Genomic DNA, 15432 nt, shown 5'->3' with positions numbered 1-15432 from the left:
TGACGCGACAATGCCGCGGCCGCTCTGATGTTCGGACGCAATGGGGTGACTGGGGAGGGAACATCCATGGGCGGAGAACACACGGGGACCAGGGATCCCGAGGCGGCACCGGCGGGCGGCGATCCCGCCCCGCCGCCGACCGAACTGCCCTCCTTCGAGGCGGCGCAGGAGACTGCCCGGGCCGCGGTGAAGGCCGCTTCCGAGGCCACGGCGCCGGCGGCCGCGGCGGGAGCGTCCGCACCGACCCCCGCCGGGGCCCCGCCGCAGGTTCCCTGGATGCCCCGGCCCACCGACGCCCCGGTGCCCGAGCCGCCCAAGTCCCGCCGTGCGCTCTTCCTCGCCCTGGGCCTGCTGGCGGGCTTCGGCGTCGGCGCCTTCACGGCTGCCGGCCCCTGGGCCCACGACACCGTCACCGCGCACTTGCCGTGGGCCGCCACGTACCAGCTGGTGCCCCGTGCGGAGTTCCGGGGCATGGAGCAGATGGCCGAGGACGACCCGGAGATCCAGCAGGTCCTGGACGATTGGAACGACGACACCGGCGAGTTCAAGGACCTCATCGAGTCGATCCCGGAGACCACGACGGTCGTGACCAGCTACCGGGATCCGGAGAAGCGACGCGACGTGTCCTTCTTCGGCTTCCAGGCGCGCGATCACATCGCCCTCGACCCCGACGAGGTTCTCGACACCGCGTTCGGCGAGGCGGAACGCAAGAACACCGAGAAGGACCTGGCCACAATGGTCGGCGGAAAGACCGAGGTGAAGGTCACCTACAGCGCGCGGCGGCAGGTCGACAGCGATGTCTTCGAAGGTCGCATGCACTGTGTGGTGGTCACGATGACCGGCAAGGGCACCGCCAGACTCGGCTACTGCGTGTGGGCCGACCGGAGCACCATCGGCACCGTCACCTCGACGGGGCGCAACGGCCAGATCGACCTCGACTCCCTCGCCGCCGACGCCCGGGCCCTGCGGCTGGCGACAGAGGTCCCCCGCTAGCGGCGTCCGCCACCGGCACGGGCGGCGCAGGCGTCGCGGGTTTCACGGCCCCCTGGGCTGTCTGTCCCATTCGGCATCGGTGAGGAGCGCCGGAGCCGGGGGCGGGGGGACGAGCCTGATCTGCTGGTCCCGAAGCCGGCGAGTACGGTCCGTGCATGGCTGTAGCGCTGCACATCCCCGAGTATCCGGAGCACTGCGAACTGGTGGCGGGTGAGGAACTCGCACGAGAGCCCGCCTTCTGGCTCGCTCACCTCTTTCTGACCATAGGCGACCCGAGCGACGATCCCGAACGCTACGGGGTGGACACATCGCTGCACGAGGAGATGGTGGAGCGCCTCGGTGACACCGCACTGCCTTGGCCCGTCCTACGGGTGCCCTTCGACGGTGGGCATACGGCCTACGTGGTCTACGCCAACTTCGAGGACATGGGCAGCGTGGACTTCTTCGTCCGCCACCCCGAGTGGGGACGGCTCGGCCACTTCGGCGCCTGCGGCGCGGAGGGAGCCGGCCCCGGGCTGTCCTGGACCGAGCTCGTCGCGCTCGCCACGTCCTCACCCCGCGGCGGTGCGGGTCTGACCGATGTGTCTCAGCGCCTTCTGCTGCTGCTTCCGATGCTCGGCGACGCCAACATGCCTGGTGAGGCTCGCGACGCTGTGGCCAAAGCGCTGTCTCACTGTGGCATGCGATCCGATACGGCCGCCGAATTGGCCTCGACCCTCCTGGGCGAGGATTTGCTCGATGACGAGCCCCACTGGACAGTGACCGATGACAGCCCGATAGCGGTGTGTTCGTCGCCGTACAGCCCTCGCCGCATTCCGCTGGCCCTCGGGATCACGCCGGACCAGGCCCGGGCCCTGGCCGACGCCCTCGGCGGAAAAACCGCGCTGCCCCACCAAGCGGTGCGGGCTTCAGAGGAGTAGGACCGCCCGGGATCGGAAGCAGGTGCCCCCCCTCACAGCAGCACACCGACAGGGGACGCGAGGACGGGCGGCTACCGCCGATCCGCCGCGCCGGCAACGGCGTTGGAGGGCTCCCGGTGATGCCCCGGCACGACGGTCTGCCCCATGGTTTGAATTCCAGCTGCGGGCTGACTGGCGGCGGGGATGGTGTCTTGTTCGGAGAGTAGCTCGTGCTCGATCGGGGTGCGCCAGCCCCCAGTGTCTCTCCGTCGACCTCGTGCCTCAGCCGCCTGCACATGCTGACCCGCAACCTTGACTGGACGTAGTCAAGGCCGGGATACGATCACGCCTGACGCGTACGAGATGAGGATTGGGACCCAGTGAAGCGGCAGCAGATGTGGATGGCCTGCAGTGGAACGGCGGCTCTGGTGATGCTGGCAGGTTGCAGTAACTCCCACGCTGAGCCGAGCCCGGACCGCGCTGTCCCGCCGGCTGCGTCCGTAGGCCAGACGGAGACCCCCCAGTCGTCCAAGGCAGCAATTGCCATTCACGTCAAGTCGGCCTTGGAGAACCGCCTCAATCCCAATGAGGCACGGTTCGGTACGGGCGCTGGATCGCCCTGCTCAACCTCGTCAGCGAGGATGTTTACCGCCGAGTGCGGCTCCGCAGCAGAAGCTACAGGGGCGGATGCATCGTTTGCTCTGGAGCAGATCGAGCACCACGAGGGCTTTGCGACGCTGCGTTCCGTTGCCAAGAGACTCCGGACCGCTGTCGCTGGGTACCAGCGGCTTGGCTGCGCCAACAACCCGACCGAAGCATCGACTCGTCACGCCTGCCTTGAGCCGGCGGCCCTCATTGCTCAAGGCTTCCAAGATCTTCGCGATGGCGCCAACCTCGGCCTGGGGGGTCTATAGGTCAAGGTACGACCTGGGCCGCCTCCCCCTGAGTGGTGGACACGCTGATACTGGATCTGCTTGATCCGGAGGAAGCGAGAAGACCGCCGATGGCGATGAAGGACTACTCGGACGAGTTCAAGGCCGATGCCGTGGCCCTGTACGAGTCCACACCAGGGGCGACCTACAAGTGCATCGCCGCCGACCTGGGCATCAACCGGGCGAGGTGAAGCGGCTCTGTCAGGTTTTGGACCTGAGCCGGTCCAGCTACTACAAGTGGCTCGCCAGAGGGACGCCTCTCAGGTGCCCTCACCCATGTCCATGCAGGTCAGACCTCAAATTCGTGACTCTAGGCCGCTGAATTACGCGGAACGTAGGTCGGTGGATGGAGCGGGCGCCGACACGATCTTTAGCCACCTCCCCGGTCCGGGACCCGACGTCGAGCAAGACCAGGGGGCCGATCGGGCTTGTTGCGGGCAGGCAGGAGCCAGCCCGATTCGCGGCCAGCGTACGGCCCCCTGGCCATGCCCGACCCCAGCCCGGGCAGGCCACCGGCCAAAGATCGCGCCAACGCCCGCGCGCTTCAGCTACCGCCGAGTGCGGGCCAGATAGAGATGCGTACTCGTTTCGATCTCAAACGACCGCTCGTGGCCGTCGACCACCCGAGCGACCTCCGCGAAGAGCGCCCCGCGCTGAGTCTCTGGCAGCATCCGATAGGCCGAGATCGATGCCAGGAGGTCTGTGTAACGGGTGCTGGTGAAGGAGTACCTAGTCCGGTAGGTCTGGTTCTGGATATCGCGGAACCGATCATCGGACTGCAGGTCTGACAACGGCCAGGCCGGCAGCGATGGCGCTTCCAAAGGCTCGTTTGACCCAAGCGTCGCTGAGGCCAACGCGTCGACGCCGTGGCGAGCGTGGACATCAGTGAGGGCGGACAGCAGAACGGTGTCCGGCAAGCTGAACTGATTCCAGAACAAGGCGATCGCCCCGCCAGGACGCAACGCATCGAATGCCAGCGTCCATCGCGAAGCCGGATCTATCCAATGCCAAGCTTGCGCCGAAACAAGCAGACCGAACCTCCCATCAGGAGGACTCCACTGCTCGAATCCGCTCACCACGACAGTTGTGCGAGGGTAGGGCTCACAGCGGCCCCTCAGAGCAGCGGCCATCCGCGCGTCCGGCTCGACGCACGTCAAGGTGATTCCTCGCTCTGCAAAGGCAACGCTCGCTTTGCCCGTACCAGCGCCGACCTCAAGCACAGGAGACGCATTGAGCCCCGCGTACCCGAGGACGTCATCGACGAGGCTCTCCGGGTAACTCGGCCGAGCCGAATCGTATGCATCTACTGCCTCGCCGAAGACCCCACGCTGCTCACGTATTTCGGTCATCATCACCTCAAGGTTCGCTGGGTGCAGCAACCCTATCGACGGCCTCGCCGGGGCAAAGGTAGATCCACTCAGGACCGTCGCTGGCGATGCACCGCATGAGCGTGTGCCACACGCGTGCCAGGTGAGGCGGTGCCGAACGGGGAGCCACGGGGAACAAGGGGACGGGATCGCGTTGCCGCAGGTCAGCGTCCGCCCAGGTGAGGCGCGGTCCGCAGCCTCAGTCTTCCAAACTGGTGCTCCACAACCGCCACCAGCGACAGCCACGGGTGATCCCGGGACGTAAAAGCTGGGGTGAGTGGGCGTGTGAGGCTGTGGTTCAGACAAGTCGCGGTTGATCCATAATGCGATCGTCGTGCACAAGGTCGAGGAGAGCGCGGTGGCGGAAGCCCAAGGCGATAGATGGTGGCTGCAAGGTCTGGGGCTCACGGCCGGAGCGATCTGGTTCGGAGCCCGCGCGCTGAGCGGTGGTCGGCCGCTGCTGCTGCGGTTGGGTCTCGGAGTAGGCGCGGTCTGCTTCCTTGTTGCACTCGGGGGACTTGTGGTCGACCGGGTCCGCGCTACCAGGAACGACGGCGGGACATCTGTCGGTGATGTCAGCGGCCACGAGTAGCGGGCCCGGCGCGCCGCGCGAGTGCCGGCGTCAGAGACTTCGCATCATCAGTTGCGCCTGAACTTCATGGTCCCGTACAGCAGCGAAGTACAGCAACCGCGACGGCCGTCGATGACCTTCCTTGCCCTCTACCGCCATCCTGATCGGGCCGGGAGACCTCAGCGACCGCCGTGCCCATAGTTCACATCCAGGGCACGCGGTGGGCACCGGAATCAGGCAAGATGCCGCCGTGGAGCCATTCGTCAATGTGTACGGTAAGCCCGAGGAGGGCCCTCACCGTTGTCCCTGCTGCGGCTTTGTCACGCTCGGCGAGCGCGGGGTCTACGAGATCTGCGACGTGTGTTTCTGGGAAGACGACGGCCAGGACGACCACGACGCGGACCGGATTCGCGGAGGCCCGAACGGCCGGCTCAGCCTCACTGCAGCACGGCGAAACTTCGACGCCATGGGCGCCTGCAATGAGCGCTGCACCCAGTTCGTCAGGGATCCGCTGCCCGAGGAATACCCGCCCCTCTGACATCACCAAGTGACATCAACGCCGTCGAATGCCGATGGACGCGCACGAACCACCTTGGACCCGGAGCCGGCACGGCGCCAAAGTTCCACCAGCGCGGGGCACGGCGCGATCGAACTTGTAAGGCGGTGGTCCCGGGTTCCTGGAAGAGCCAAGATCTATCCATGGACGAGTACGCGTTCCCCGCAGGTCCCGGAGTGCCGACACCGGATGCAGTTCGGGGGGCTGGACGGCAACTGTCGCAGCACTGCCCGTCGGTTCCCGAGTCCCCGGAGAGGTCAACGGACGCCAGCCCTTCGGCGTCTTCATCAGTCTCGACGGGTTCCCGGAGGAAGTGGCACTGGCCGAGATCACGGCGATGCCACATGAGATGGAACTGCCGGCTGTTAGGGCCCGCGTCGTGGGTGAGGTTCTCTGGCATGCCGAACACAACCATCAGGTGAAGGTCACGCTTGACGAGTGGACGCGGCTTGCCGAGTGATCGCTCTCGGGCCGCCCGGTTGAGCGCCGACAACAGTCCCATCGGCAATCTCCGCCGGCACCCCGCTCATGAGGTCAACGAAGAGCACCTGCGCTACCACCGAGCACTCTGTGGGGAGAACCACGGATCAGAAGGTGCGGCACGGCGGACGACCCGGCTCCCCGGGCCGTCTGTGGGCCGTGCGAGGGTGGTCACGGCCCACGGACAACGACAGACGATGCCCTACGGCAACCAGGCGGGCCTGGTGCAGCCGCGAGTCGATCGTCCCAGGTCAGATCCAGGAGTCCAGCCACATTCGGGCGTGCCAGGAGGAGTAGGGGATCGTCTGCCCTGTGTAGATCGGGAAGAAGTAGATGAAGTTCCACACGATGAGCAGGCCGAGAGTGCCTACGGCGACCGTTCCCCAGACGCGGCGTCGTTCGTCCGTGCCGCCCGGTTTGCCCAGGAGCGCGCCCATGGCCATCGCTACGGCCAGGCACAGGTACGGGACGAAGGCGACGGCGTAGAAGGTGAAGATCGTGCGGTTCTGGTAGTTGAACCAGGGCAGGTAGCCGGCCGCCACCGCGCAGAGGACGGCGCCTGCGCGCCAGTCGCGGCGCAGGGCCCAGCGGTAGAGGAGGTAGGCCAGTGCGAAACAGCCCGCCCACCACAGCGCGGGGGTGCCGAGGGCGAGGATCGCCCGGGAGCAGCCTTCGGCGGCGCTGCAGCCGTCCTGGCCGAGCTTCGGGGACTGGTAGTAGAACGAGGTGGGGCGGCCGAGGACGAGCCAGCTCCAGGGGTTGGACTGGTACGGGTGCGGGGTGTGCAGGCCCACGTTGAACTGGTAGACCGCGTGCTCGTAGTGCCACAGGCTCCGCAGCGGGGCCGGGATCCACGACCAGGTGCCGCCGCGGCCGTCCGCCCAGTGGCGTCCGTAGCCGTCGTCGGTCGCGAACCAGCCCGTCCAGGTCACCAGGTAGGTCACGACGGCCACCGGCAGCAGGGACAGCACGGAGGTGACGAAGTCCCTGCGCAGTACGGCGCCGTAGGGGCGGCGGGACCCGGCCAGGCGGCGGGCGCCGACGTCCCAGAGCAACGTCAGGATCATGAAGAAGGCCAGGAAGTACAGGCCGTTCCACTTGACGGCGGAGGCGAGGCCGAGGAAGACGCCCGCCGCGAGCCGCCACGGGCGTGCGCCCAGGCCCGTGCGGTGCCCTGTTGCGGCGTCAGGCCCGGCGAAGCCGTCGGCGTCCACCGGCAGTGCGCCGGCCAACCGGGCTCGCGCCCGGTCGCGGTCGATCAGCAGGGACCCGAAGGCCGCCAGGACGAAGATCATGACGAACACGTCGAGCAGGGCGACCCGGCTCATCACGAAGTGCAGGCCGTCCACCGCCATGAGAGCGCCCGCGAGGCAGCCCAGGACCGTCGATCGGAACAGGCGCCGGCCTATTCGGCACAGCATCAGAACCGACACCGTGCCGACGAGCGCCGACATGAAGCGCCAGCCGAACGGGTCCAGGCCGAAGCCCCATTCGCCGAGGGCGATCATCCACTTGCCCATCGGCGGGTGCGCGACGAACGTCCCGGGGTCGGTGAGCGGCAGGTTGGCGGAATGGCCGAGGATGTCCGGGTCTGCGATCTTGCGGTCGGGCCAGGTGCCCTCGTAGCCCAGCCGGAGCATCGACCAGGAGTCCTTGGCGTAGAACGTCTCGTCGAAGACCACGTCGTGCGGCCGGCCGAGGTTCCAGAAGCGGAGCACCCCGGCGAACACGGCGACGAGCAGCGGCCCGAGCCAGCCTGCGCGCGGCGCGGCGAACGGCGGCACCAGCCGCTCCCGGATGTCGGTCCACGGGCGCGCTTCGTAGCCGAACGGCCTCAGCCCCCGCAGCCAGGGGCCGGGCCACCCGCCTGCGGGAGGGCCCTGGCCGGCGTGGGTCTGTGTCGCTGTGTGCGTCGTCACTCGGCCATCGTAGGGATCAGGGACGACACGGACGCCGCCACCCCCGGGCACCGGGGGCGTGACGGGTCACCAGACCTGGGCGAAACAGCCGATCATCGTCGCCACGGCGACGAGACCTACGACTACGGCGGCGAAGGTACGGGGCATGGCCATGGGGGACTCCTTCGATGGTGGGGGCTCCGGGCCGCTACAGCGCCTCGGACGAGGGGCGCCGTGTCGCCTCCCCGCGCACCGCCGATCACGGCGGATCGCGGCTTCGGGGCGGCCCACAGACCACTCTCATAACCATTTGGACTGGTGACGATGCTGCGTCACACCCGGGTTCCCTGTCAAGCGATCGATGCGGGAGGATGTCGGTCGGCGCACGGTGCTTGCCCGGAGAAGCGTCACCTGTCAGAATGGTGACATGGTACACGCCTTCCCGTGCGGGACTCCGGCTCTCGATTTCGTCGGCACACTGCGTGCCCGCCGCAACCCGGAACCCCGCGAGATGCTCACGACGCCGGAGAGCCTCGACGCCTGGTTCCGTGAGTCCGGGATGGTGCACGCCGACACCCAGTGCGATCAAACGGACCTGGACGCCGCGACGGGCCTGCGCGAAGCGGTGTACACCCTGGTCCGGGCCGGCCTGCTGGGCCAGGACCGCGACGCCTCCGCGGTCGCCCTCGTCAACGATCACGCGCGTACGCCCTCCGCGGTCCCGCAGCTCACGGCGGAGGGGCGGCGCGTCGAGGCGACCCCGCGGCAGGCACTCTCCTCGCTGGCCCGCCAGGTCATCGACATCCTCAGCGGCCCGGAGGGCTCCCTGCTCAAGGAGTGCGGCCGGCCCGAGTGCACGCAGGTCTACATCGACCGCTCCCGCGGCTCGCGGCGCGAGTGGTGCGCCATGGAGACCTGCGGCAACAGGGTCAAGGCCGCCGCCTACCGCGCCCGCAAGAAGGCGTCGGGCGACCCGGTCGCGGCCGGCGCCGGGCGCTAGGCCGACAGCAGGCCGCTGATGCAGGCGTCCCAGTCGATGCGATCCGACTCGGCGCCCAGGGGGACGAGAGCGATGGCGGCCGCCAGGAACGCGGCCAGCACCCCCGTCTCCACCCGCAGCACGGCCGTCCCCGACTCCCCGCCCAGCCCGATCAGGGTGTCCCCGTCGGCCCCCTGGCGGACGTGGACGTCGCCCGCCCCGGAGGGTCCGCGCAGTCCCGCGAGCAGCAGCTCGCGGGAGACCACCCACACCGCGTCGCCCGTACCGGAGACCCGGCCGAAGCGCATGCGCACCGCATAGGGCTCGTCGACGCCGTACCGGCACTCGACGGACAGCTGCAGCGTCGGCCCGGGGCCCGCCCTCAGGCGCATGGGCAGCCGTTCGACGATCGATTCCGTTGCTTCCATGGGATGCCCCGTCTCCCGTGCCGGCACCGGCCGACGTCCACCACGACGATGGAATGCGTCTGCCCCCGCCGCCCGGCAACCGCGATGGAGGAACCGCGGGGATCATGGGGAGGAACGGCGTGTGCCGTCCGGCACGGGGGGTAGGTGCCCCACTCCCCGGAACGGATAAGACCGGCGAAAGCGGAGGAGGCGGTCATGACCGACGACCCGATGGCGGACGACGTGTACCAGCCCACCGGCGGCAACGAGGAGCAGGACGACACGGCGCCCCCCGACCTCGAGGACGCGCTCGACGAACGCGACTACGACGACGTCCTGGACGAGGGCTACTCCCCGCCCGAGCGGCCGCTGGGCCTGGACAAGGGGGTCACCGCCGCGGAGCAACGTGCCGGGGAGAGCCTCGACGAGCGCCTTGCCGAGGAGGTCCCCGACGACACGGCCTACCCCGGGGACGACATCGGCGACCTGGCCGGAGGGGACGGCGAACCGGTCGACCCGCAGGCCGGGACGCAGCGGCCGGGACGCCTCGTCGCGTCGCACACGGGCGACGACCCGGATGCCGACCTCATCGCCGAGGACGTCGGCATCGACGGCGGTGCGGCGGGCGCCGAGGAGGCGGCCGTGCACATCGTCCCGGAGGACACCCCCTGGGAGTGAGCGGGGTGGGCGGGGTGAGAGCGGGGCGAGACGGCCTCCGGTGCCGGCCGGGACCGGAGGCCGCCCCTCAGGGCTTGGCGCCGTCGCCGGGCATGTCGGCACGACCGCCGGGACCCAGCAGACCGGTCGCCCGGAACGGCGTCCGTTCGGCCAGCCGCGGCAGCTCCCGGCGCGAGAACCGCACGACGACCGACGGCAGCAGTGCGCGCACCGGTTGCGCCGCCCGCAGCCACGGCGGGGCGTAGACCGCCGGGACGCGGCGCTCCACCGCGGTGGCCAGGCGGACGGCCACCGACTCGACCGAGTACACCTTCCGTGCCGGTGGCGGCATGTGGGCGCGCAGTTCGCGCAGCACCGGGTGCTCGTCCGCGTCGCGGATCATGTCGGTGTCCGTCCAGTTCAGGTACGCGATGCCGACCGCCACGCCGTCGTGGGCGACTTCGGACCGCAGTGACTGCGCGAAGGACTCCACGCCCGCCTTGGAGGCGCAGTACGCGCTCATCATGGGCGCCGCGCCGATGGAGGCGAGTGACGCGACCTGGAGGAAGTAGCCCCGCGTGCGCAGCAGCGACGGCAGGAAGACACGGGCTGTGGTGGCACTGCCGACGAGGTTGACCTCGATGACACGCCGCCACACGGCGGGGTCGGACTCCACGAACGGACCGCCTTCGGCGATACCGGCGTTCGCGATCACCACCGACGGGTCCCCCATGCGGGCCGACACTTCGCCGGCGACACGGCTCATGGTGGCGTCGTCGGTGACATCGGCCTCCCAGCACAGGGCCTGGGTCGGCAGCGAACGGGCGACGGCCGCAAGGGCCTGCTCCTCGCGGCCGAGCAGGGCGATCCGGGCTCCGCGGCGGGCCAGCTCCCTGGCCAGGCCGGCCCCGAGGCCGCGGGCGGCACCCGTCACCACGGCCACACGGTCCTGCAGGACGGACTGCTTCACCGGTACTCCCCCGTCCTCGCCGTCCCCGCCAGGCTCGCCGCCGGGCCGGGTCACCCGCGCCGTACGGCCCGCGCGGGCGTCGTCGGTCGGTCCCCTCCCACGATCCGCCCCCGGGCCGCGCTCCGCATCACGGCCCCGCCACGGGCCTTGTGCGGCGGCGAAAGCGGGGTAGACGGGAGAAACGGGCCTTCGAAGGGAGACGCGCGGTGGCCGACACATCGATGAAAGCCGTGGGCTGGGCGCGGTCCTTCCCCGTGTCCGGCGGGGTACGCGCGGGCCGGCGCTGGACCCGCGAGCACCTGGACACGCTGGAGTGGACCGAGGACGCCCCGGGGACAGTCGACGACATCCTGCTCACGGTGTCCGAGCTGATCACCAACGCCCATGTGCACGCCCGCAGCGACGCCGAGCTCGTGCTCACCTGGGACAGCCGGTGCCTGCACGTCAGCGTCCACGACTCCGGCGGCGAGATGCCCGCCCCGCGCCAGGCCGACGCGACCGCGACCGGTGGCCGCGGGCTCGCCCTGGTCGATGCCGTGGCCGACCACTGGCACACCCACACCCGGCGGGACGGCAAGACGGTGACGGCCTGCTTCACCCCGCCGGGCAGGCCGGAGGATCCTCGCTCCTGAGTCCGTCCACCGGCTCAGCGGCGCGGTCGGCGTAGCGGCGGACGACCGGTTCCAGGTAGTCCACCGCGCGGGCGCCGAGGGCGGCCACGTCGGCCGGGGACCCGACGAACACGATCCGGTCGAACTCCGGCTCCAGACCCCGCGCGGTCTCCGCGGCCACGAGGGCCGCGAAGCGTTCGCGCAGCTCGGCCTCGGGCCGTGGCGGGGCGAGGAACAGGACGCCGACCGTGCCGTTGGCGGCATGAGTGACGAGCCAGAACTTCAGGTCACCGGGCGGGAGGACGGCGCCGGTCTCCTCGGCCAGTTCGCGGGCGGCGTGCCGGCGCAGCGCGTCCAGGTCCAACGCCTCGTAATCCTCGGGGGGTTCGGCGGATCCGCCGGGCAGTTGCATCCGGCTGAGGGTGGCGGTCCAGGGTGCCATCCGGCCGACGAGAAGACGCCCGTCCTCGTCGGGTTGCAGTACGGCGACGAACAGCGCCGGGAGCCAGCCGGTCGACCCGGGGAACCGGCGCAGGACGTGCCGCCGGTACGTCGTCCTCGCCCAGGACAGCACGAGGGAGTCCGGCTCGTCGCGGTCCAGCCCGACGCAGGCCGCCACCGGACCGTCGAAGAGGGCCGGCGCCGCCGCGACGGCCGCGTCCCAGGCCCGGTCCATGGCCGGCCGCACGCCCGCCGGCAGCTCCGGGGTGCCGACTTCGACCAGACGGATCCGGCGGGCCTCCACGAGGGCGACGCCGCCGGTGGGCGGTCGCACCGGCCCGGTCACGGGGCGGCCGCGGGAGCCCGGACCGGCACCGGCCCGGCGAAGCCGGTGAACGTCATGACGCTCTGGTAGCGGCTGCCGTCGGGATGGACGAGGTCCTCCTCGAAGCGGGTGACACGTCCTTGGGCGTCCACCCAGGCCGTGCACGAGACGCCCTTCGTCCCCGGGACGTCCTCGCGGGGCACGAGCATGGCGTAGGTGCGCGGGTCGATGTCCTCGAACGCCGCGGTGGCGATCCGGCCGGAGAGCCGGTACAGCGGTGGGCCACCGGCGTCCTCGCGGAGCCGCTGATGGGCGTTGGCGGGCCGGCGGGCGAGCAGCTGGGCGACGGCGTGGACCTGCATGATCTGGTTGCCCGGCGGTGCCTTGGAGAGCGGGTCGTGCCACCAGCCGCGTACGGTCCGCCCGTTGGCGTCGACCTCGCGCACCCAGGCGCCGGTGGGCGTCAGCACTTCCTGCGCCTCCTTGTACCGGTCGGGTTCCACGGACGACACGGAGAACTCGCCGGTCGTGTGGGCGCCGAGGTTCAAGGTCCCCTCGATCCGCTGTACCGGCGAGGACGTCGAGCCGGGCGTCCTTTCCGTGCGGAAGCGGGCCGAGTAGGGATGCGCGGCACGCTCGGCCAGGGCCTGCCCCACCGCGGAGTCCGGCAGCGGCGCCACGGTACGGAGCGGGCGCGGGTCCGTCGTGTCCGGCGGGCCGTCGCAGCCGGCCAGGGCGATCAGTACGGCCAGGGCCGCGGTACCGGTGAGGCGCGGGGCCGGGGGTCTCATGCGCGCAGTATGACGCGCGCGGGTGTGCGGGAGGTGAGCCGCGGGCAACGGTTCCGGACGCGGGGCGGGCCCGGGGCGCCCGGAGCGGCACGTGGTCCGGCGGCTCGGGCAGCAGCGGTCGCAGCAGCACGGCGGCCCGCGCGGCGCGGTCCCCGCCCGTGGACAGCGGCGCCCGGCCGTGCGCCGCCGGCGCGCCGCGTCACGCCACTGGGCGTGACGGGACGCGGGGGACGAGCAGACCCAAGAGCGTGATCGCGATCAGCATGGCCGCGGCGAGGACGAGGGGGGCCCGCCGTCGCAGACCGGACCCGAGTGCTCTGAACCCCGGTTGCCGTGGCGCGACGGACCGGCCGTGGCTCGTCGCGAGTCGCGTCTGACCCGAACTCGTCATGGGGACCTCCGACCGCACAAGTGAGGCGGTGTCCCTTGGTCAGCACGGCGGAATGCCGGAAATATTTCCTTCGGGAGGTTTCACGCCCCGCATGGTGACCCTGAGGTCCGCGCCGGGGCCCCGGTGGCGGTAGTACCGCGGTACCACCGGGCCGCCCCCGAATGACCACCGCGGTACCACGGATCACCGCGATCGCGTACCTAACGTTGCAGGTGAGGCACCGGACAGCCCGGCACCACGACGCAAGGGCGGCACGATGATCGAGGCACACCAGCTGACCAAGCGGTACGGGGAGCGGACGGCGGTGGACCATCTGGACTTCACCGTCCGGCCCGGTTCCGTCACCGGCTTCCTCGGGCCCAACGGCGCCGGCAAGTCGACCACGATGCGCATGGTCATCGGCCTGGACGCCCCCACCGCCGGCACCGTGTCCGTCAACGGGCGCCGGTACGCCGGGCACGCGGCCCCACTCCAGGAGGTCGGGGCGCTGCTGGAGGCCAGGTCGATCCACCCGGGCCGGTCGGCCTTCGACCACCTGATGGCCCAGGCGTACACGCACGGCATCCCGCGCCGCCGCGTCGAGGAGGTCATCGAGCTGACGGGCCTGCGGTCGGTGGCCCGGAAGCGCGCCGGGGCGTTCTCGCTGGGCATGGGCCAGCGCCTGGGCATCGCGGCGGCACTGCTCGGCGACCCCGGCACGATCATGCTCGACGAACCGGTCAACGGCCTCGACCCCGAGGGCGTGCTGTGGATCCGCACCCTCCTGACCGGGCTGGCCGCGGAGGGCCGCACCGTCTTCGTCTCCTCGCACCTCATGAGCGAGATGGCGCTCGTCGCCGACCATCTGATCGTCGTCGGCCGCGGGCGGCTGCTCGCCGACACCACCGTGCGGGACCTCGTGCGGCAGGCCGGCGGCGACACCGTGCTGGTGGCCACCGCCGACCCGGCCCGCCTGCGGGAGGCACTGGCGGGGCCGGGCGTCGAGGTATCCGGACGCGCCGGCTCGCCGGAGCTCCAGGTGACCGGCGTGTCCGCCCGGGACGTCGGCCTGCGGGCCGCCGAGCTCGGGATCGCGCTGTTCGCGCTCGCCACGGCGTCCGTGTCACTGGAGGACGCCTTCATGGACCTGACCAAGGACTCCGTCGAGTACCACGGCGGCACCGGCACGGCCACCGCCGCGGGCACGGCCACCGCCGCCACCCACGCCACCCACGCCACCGAGCTTCCCGGGAGGGCGGCATGAGTACCCTCACCCCCGATCACGCGCCCGCAGCGGCGGAGGCCGCCGCGGACGTCGCCCGTCCCGCGTACAAGGTGACCGGGCGGCGGGTCCTGCGCTCGGAGTGGGCGAAGCTGTGGTCCCTGCGCTCCACCTGGATCACCCTCGGCCTCGGCCTGCTGTTCCTGGTGGCCTTCGGTCTGATCGCCGCGGCGCAGTACCGCTCCCGGATCACCTCCGGCCGCCCCATGGACCCGGACTTCGCCGCCGCGAGCGCGGAGAGCCTGTCGCTGTTCGGCACGAATTTCGCCCAACTGGCCCTCGGGGTGCTCGGTGTGCTGGTCACCGCGGGCGAGTACTCGACGGGCATGATCCGTTCCACGCTGGCGGCGGTCCCGCGCCGCCTGCCCGTGCTGTGGTCGAAGGCGGCGGTGTTCGGCGCGGTCGCCCTGACCGTGGGGACCGCCGGGGCGTTCGTGGCCTTCTTCTTCGCCAGGGACATCGTCGCGGGCACCCGGGCGGCCATGACGTTCTCGGATCCGGGCGTGGTCCGCGGCCTGTTCGGCGCGGGCCTGTACCTCGCGCTGGTGGCCGTGATCGGCACCGCCCTGGGCGCCTTGCTGCGCTCCGTCGCCGGCGGCATATCGGTGCTCGTGGGCGCGCTGATGCTCGTACCGGGCCTGGTGTCGCTGCTGCCGGCCTCCTGGCAGGACGACATCGGCCCCTACCTGCCGAGCAACGCGGGCCAGGCGATGTTCGCCCTTCAGCACGACGCGGCCACCCTCGCGCCGGGCACGGGACTTGCCGTCTTCCTCGGCTGGACGCTGCTGGCGCTGGCGGCGGCCGCTCACCGCCTGGTGCGGAGCGACGCCTGACCACCCGCAGCCGGCCCGCGGCACCCGGATCGGTCCGGGTGCCGCGTCCGTGCCTCCCGACCACCATGGC

General features: G+C 70.9%; 15 protein-coding genes and 1 pseudogene. 10 read left to right on the top strand and 6 right to left on the bottom strand.

The genetic code is table 11. The features are described 5' to 3' along the window. Positions 1-66: 66 nt before the first annotated feature. From RV983_RS33635 to RV983_RS33625, 3 genes and pseudogenes are all read left to right on the top strand, one after another. On the top strand, positions 67-993 hold the full coding sequence (locus tag RV983_RS33635; RefSeq protein WP_475989483.1) for a hypothetical protein: 927 nt from the start codon (positions 67-69) through the stop codon (positions 991-993). A gap of 155 nt (positions 994-1148) precedes the next feature. Next, positions 1149-1913 (top strand): hypothetical protein, encoded by a 765-nt coding sequence (locus tag RV983_RS33630; protein WP_475989482.1) that lies wholly within the window; start codon positions 1149-1151, stop codon positions 1911-1913. A gap of 982 nt (positions 1914-2895) precedes the next feature. Next, positions 2896-3006, top strand: a pseudogene (locus RV983_RS33625) (transposase); the annotation flags it as partial. A 366-nt stretch (positions 3007-3372) separates the two neighbouring features. On the opposite strand, the gene RV983_RS33620 reads toward RV983_RS33625, so the two are convergent. Beyond that, the gene (locus tag RV983_RS33620) at positions 3373-4176 is read right to left on the bottom strand and encodes a class I SAM-dependent methyltransferase (RefSeq protein ID WP_475989481.1); all 804 of its coding nucleotides are present in this window, start codon (positions 4174-4176) and stop codon (positions 3373-3375) included. An 836-nt stretch (positions 4177-5012) separates the two neighbouring features. Between RV983_RS33620 and RV983_RS33615 the strand changes: the two genes are divergently transcribed. Continuing rightward, positions 5013-5300, top strand: a complete 288-nt coding sequence (locus RV983_RS33615) for a CPCC family cysteine-rich protein (RefSeq protein WP_475989480.1) — start codon at positions 5013-5015, stop codon at positions 5298-5300. 331 nt (positions 5301-5631) lie between these two features. After that, positions 5632-5778, top strand: coding sequence for a hypothetical protein (locus RV983_RS33610; RefSeq protein ID WP_475989479.1), 147 nt, complete (start codon positions 5632-5634; stop codon positions 5776-5778). A gap of 271 nt (positions 5779-6049) precedes the next feature. Here the strand turns inward: RV983_RS33610 and RV983_RS33605 are convergent, their stop codons facing one another. After that, positions 6050-7717 carry a dolichyl-phosphate-mannose--protein mannosyltransferase gene (locus tag RV983_RS33605; RefSeq protein WP_475989478.1) on the bottom strand — a complete coding sequence of 556 codons (1668 nt, stop codon included), beginning with the start codon at positions 7715-7717 and terminating at the stop codon, positions 6050-6052. Positions 7718-8123: 406 nt separating this feature from the next. On the opposite strand from RV983_RS33605, the gene RV983_RS33600 reads away from it, so the two are divergent. Continuing rightward, entirely contained in the window at positions 8124-8696 is a 573-nt protein-coding gene (locus RV983_RS33600; protein WP_475989477.1) for a CGNR zinc finger domain-containing protein, read from the top strand. Here RV983_RS33600 and RV983_RS33595 read toward each other — a convergent pair. Beyond that, positions 8693-9103, bottom strand: a complete 411-nt coding sequence (locus RV983_RS33595; RefSeq protein WP_475989476.1) for an SsgA family sporulation/cell division regulator — start codon at positions 9101-9103, stop codon at positions 8693-8695. The two genes, RV983_RS33600 and RV983_RS33595, sit on opposite strands and share 4 nt — an antisense overlap. Before the next feature lie 195 nt (positions 9104-9298). Between RV983_RS33595 and RV983_RS33590 the strand changes: the two genes are divergently transcribed. Beyond that, entirely contained in the window at positions 9299-9760 is a 462-nt protein-coding gene (locus tag RV983_RS33590; RefSeq protein ID WP_475989475.1) for a DUF5709 domain-containing protein, read from the top strand. 67 nt (positions 9761-9827) lie between these two features. Here the strand turns inward: RV983_RS33590 and RV983_RS33585 are convergent, their stop codons facing one another. Next, positions 9828-10709: an SDR family oxidoreductase gene (locus tag RV983_RS33585; RefSeq protein ID WP_475989474.1), complete on the bottom strand. Its 882-nt coding sequence runs from the start codon at positions 10707-10709 to the stop codon at positions 9828-9830. 221 nt (positions 10710-10930) lie between these two features. Between RV983_RS33585 and RV983_RS33580 the strand changes: the two genes are divergently transcribed. Beyond that, entirely contained in the window at positions 10931-11341 is a 411-nt protein-coding gene (locus tag RV983_RS33580; RefSeq protein ID WP_475990539.1) for an ATP-binding protein, read from the top strand. On the opposite strand, the gene RV983_RS33575 is transcribed toward RV983_RS33580, so the two are convergent. Further along, complete coding sequence (locus RV983_RS33575; RefSeq protein WP_475989473.1) at positions 11304-12095, bottom strand: NUDIX hydrolase; 792 nt, start codon at positions 12093-12095, stop codon at positions 11304-11306. The genes RV983_RS33580 and RV983_RS33575 overlap by 38 nt on opposite strands. Positions 12096-12103: 8 nt before the next feature. Beyond that, a complete protein-coding gene (locus RV983_RS33570; protein WP_475989472.1) occupies positions 12104-12877 on the bottom strand; it encodes a hypothetical protein in 774 nt (257 codons plus the stop codon). A 647-nt stretch (positions 12878-13524) separates the two neighbouring features. Between RV983_RS33570 and RV983_RS33565 the strand changes: the two genes are divergently transcribed. Then, the gene (locus tag RV983_RS33565; RefSeq protein WP_475989471.1) at positions 13525-14511 is read left to right on the top strand and encodes an ABC transporter ATP-binding protein; all 987 of its coding nucleotides are present in this window, start codon (positions 13525-13527) and stop codon (positions 14509-14511) included. After that, a complete protein-coding gene (locus RV983_RS33560; RefSeq protein ID WP_475989470.1) occupies positions 14508-15362 on the top strand; it encodes an ABC transporter permease in 855 nt (284 codons plus the stop codon). Before RV983_RS33565 ends, RV983_RS33560 begins: the two co-directional genes overlap by 4 nt. Positions 15363-15432 lie beyond the last annotated feature (70 nt).

It is taken from the genome of Streptomyces sp. RLA123 (assembly GCF_056270165.1).
The sequence above is the reverse complement of the archived record's forward strand: the minus strand, read 5'-3'. Positions and strand labels throughout refer to the sequence as shown.

Coding starts and splice junctions, on each gene's coding strand:
- RV983_RS33630 (WP_475989482.1), top strand. CDS start 1,149: ATGGCTGTAGCGCTGCACATCCCCGAGTATCCGGAGCACTGCGAACTG.
- RV983_RS33590 (WP_475989475.1), top strand. CDS start 9,299: ATGACCGACGACCCGATGGCGGACGACGTGTACCAGCCCACCGGCGGC.
- RV983_RS33565 (WP_475989471.1), top strand. CDS start 13,525: ATGATCGAGGCACACCAGCTGACCAAGCGGTACGGGGAGCGGACGGCG.
- RV983_RS33635 (WP_475989483.1), top strand. CDS start 67: ATGGGCGGAGAACACACGGGGACCAGGGATCCCGAGGCGGCACCGGCG.
- RV983_RS33595 (WP_475989476.1), bottom strand. CDS start 9,103: ATGGAAGCAACGGAATCGATCGTCGAACGGCTGCCCATGCGCCTGAGG.
- RV983_RS33580 (WP_475990539.1), top strand. CDS start 10,931: ATGAAAGCCGTGGGCTGGGCGCGGTCCTTCCCCGTGTCCGGCGGGGTA.
- RV983_RS33600 (WP_475989477.1), top strand. CDS start 8,124: ATGGTACACGCCTTCCCGTGCGGGACTCCGGCTCTCGATTTCGTCGGC.
- RV983_RS33570 (WP_475989472.1), bottom strand. CDS start 12,877: ATGAGACCCCCGGCCCCGCGCCTCACCGGTACCGCGGCCCTGGCCGTA.
- RV983_RS33560 (WP_475989470.1), top strand. CDS start 14,508: ATGAGTACCCTCACCCCCGATCACGCGCCCGCAGCGGCGGAGGCCGCC.
- RV983_RS33620 (WP_475989481.1), bottom strand. CDS start 4,176: ATGATGACCGAAATACGTGAGCAGCGTGGGGTCTTCGGCGAGGCAGTA.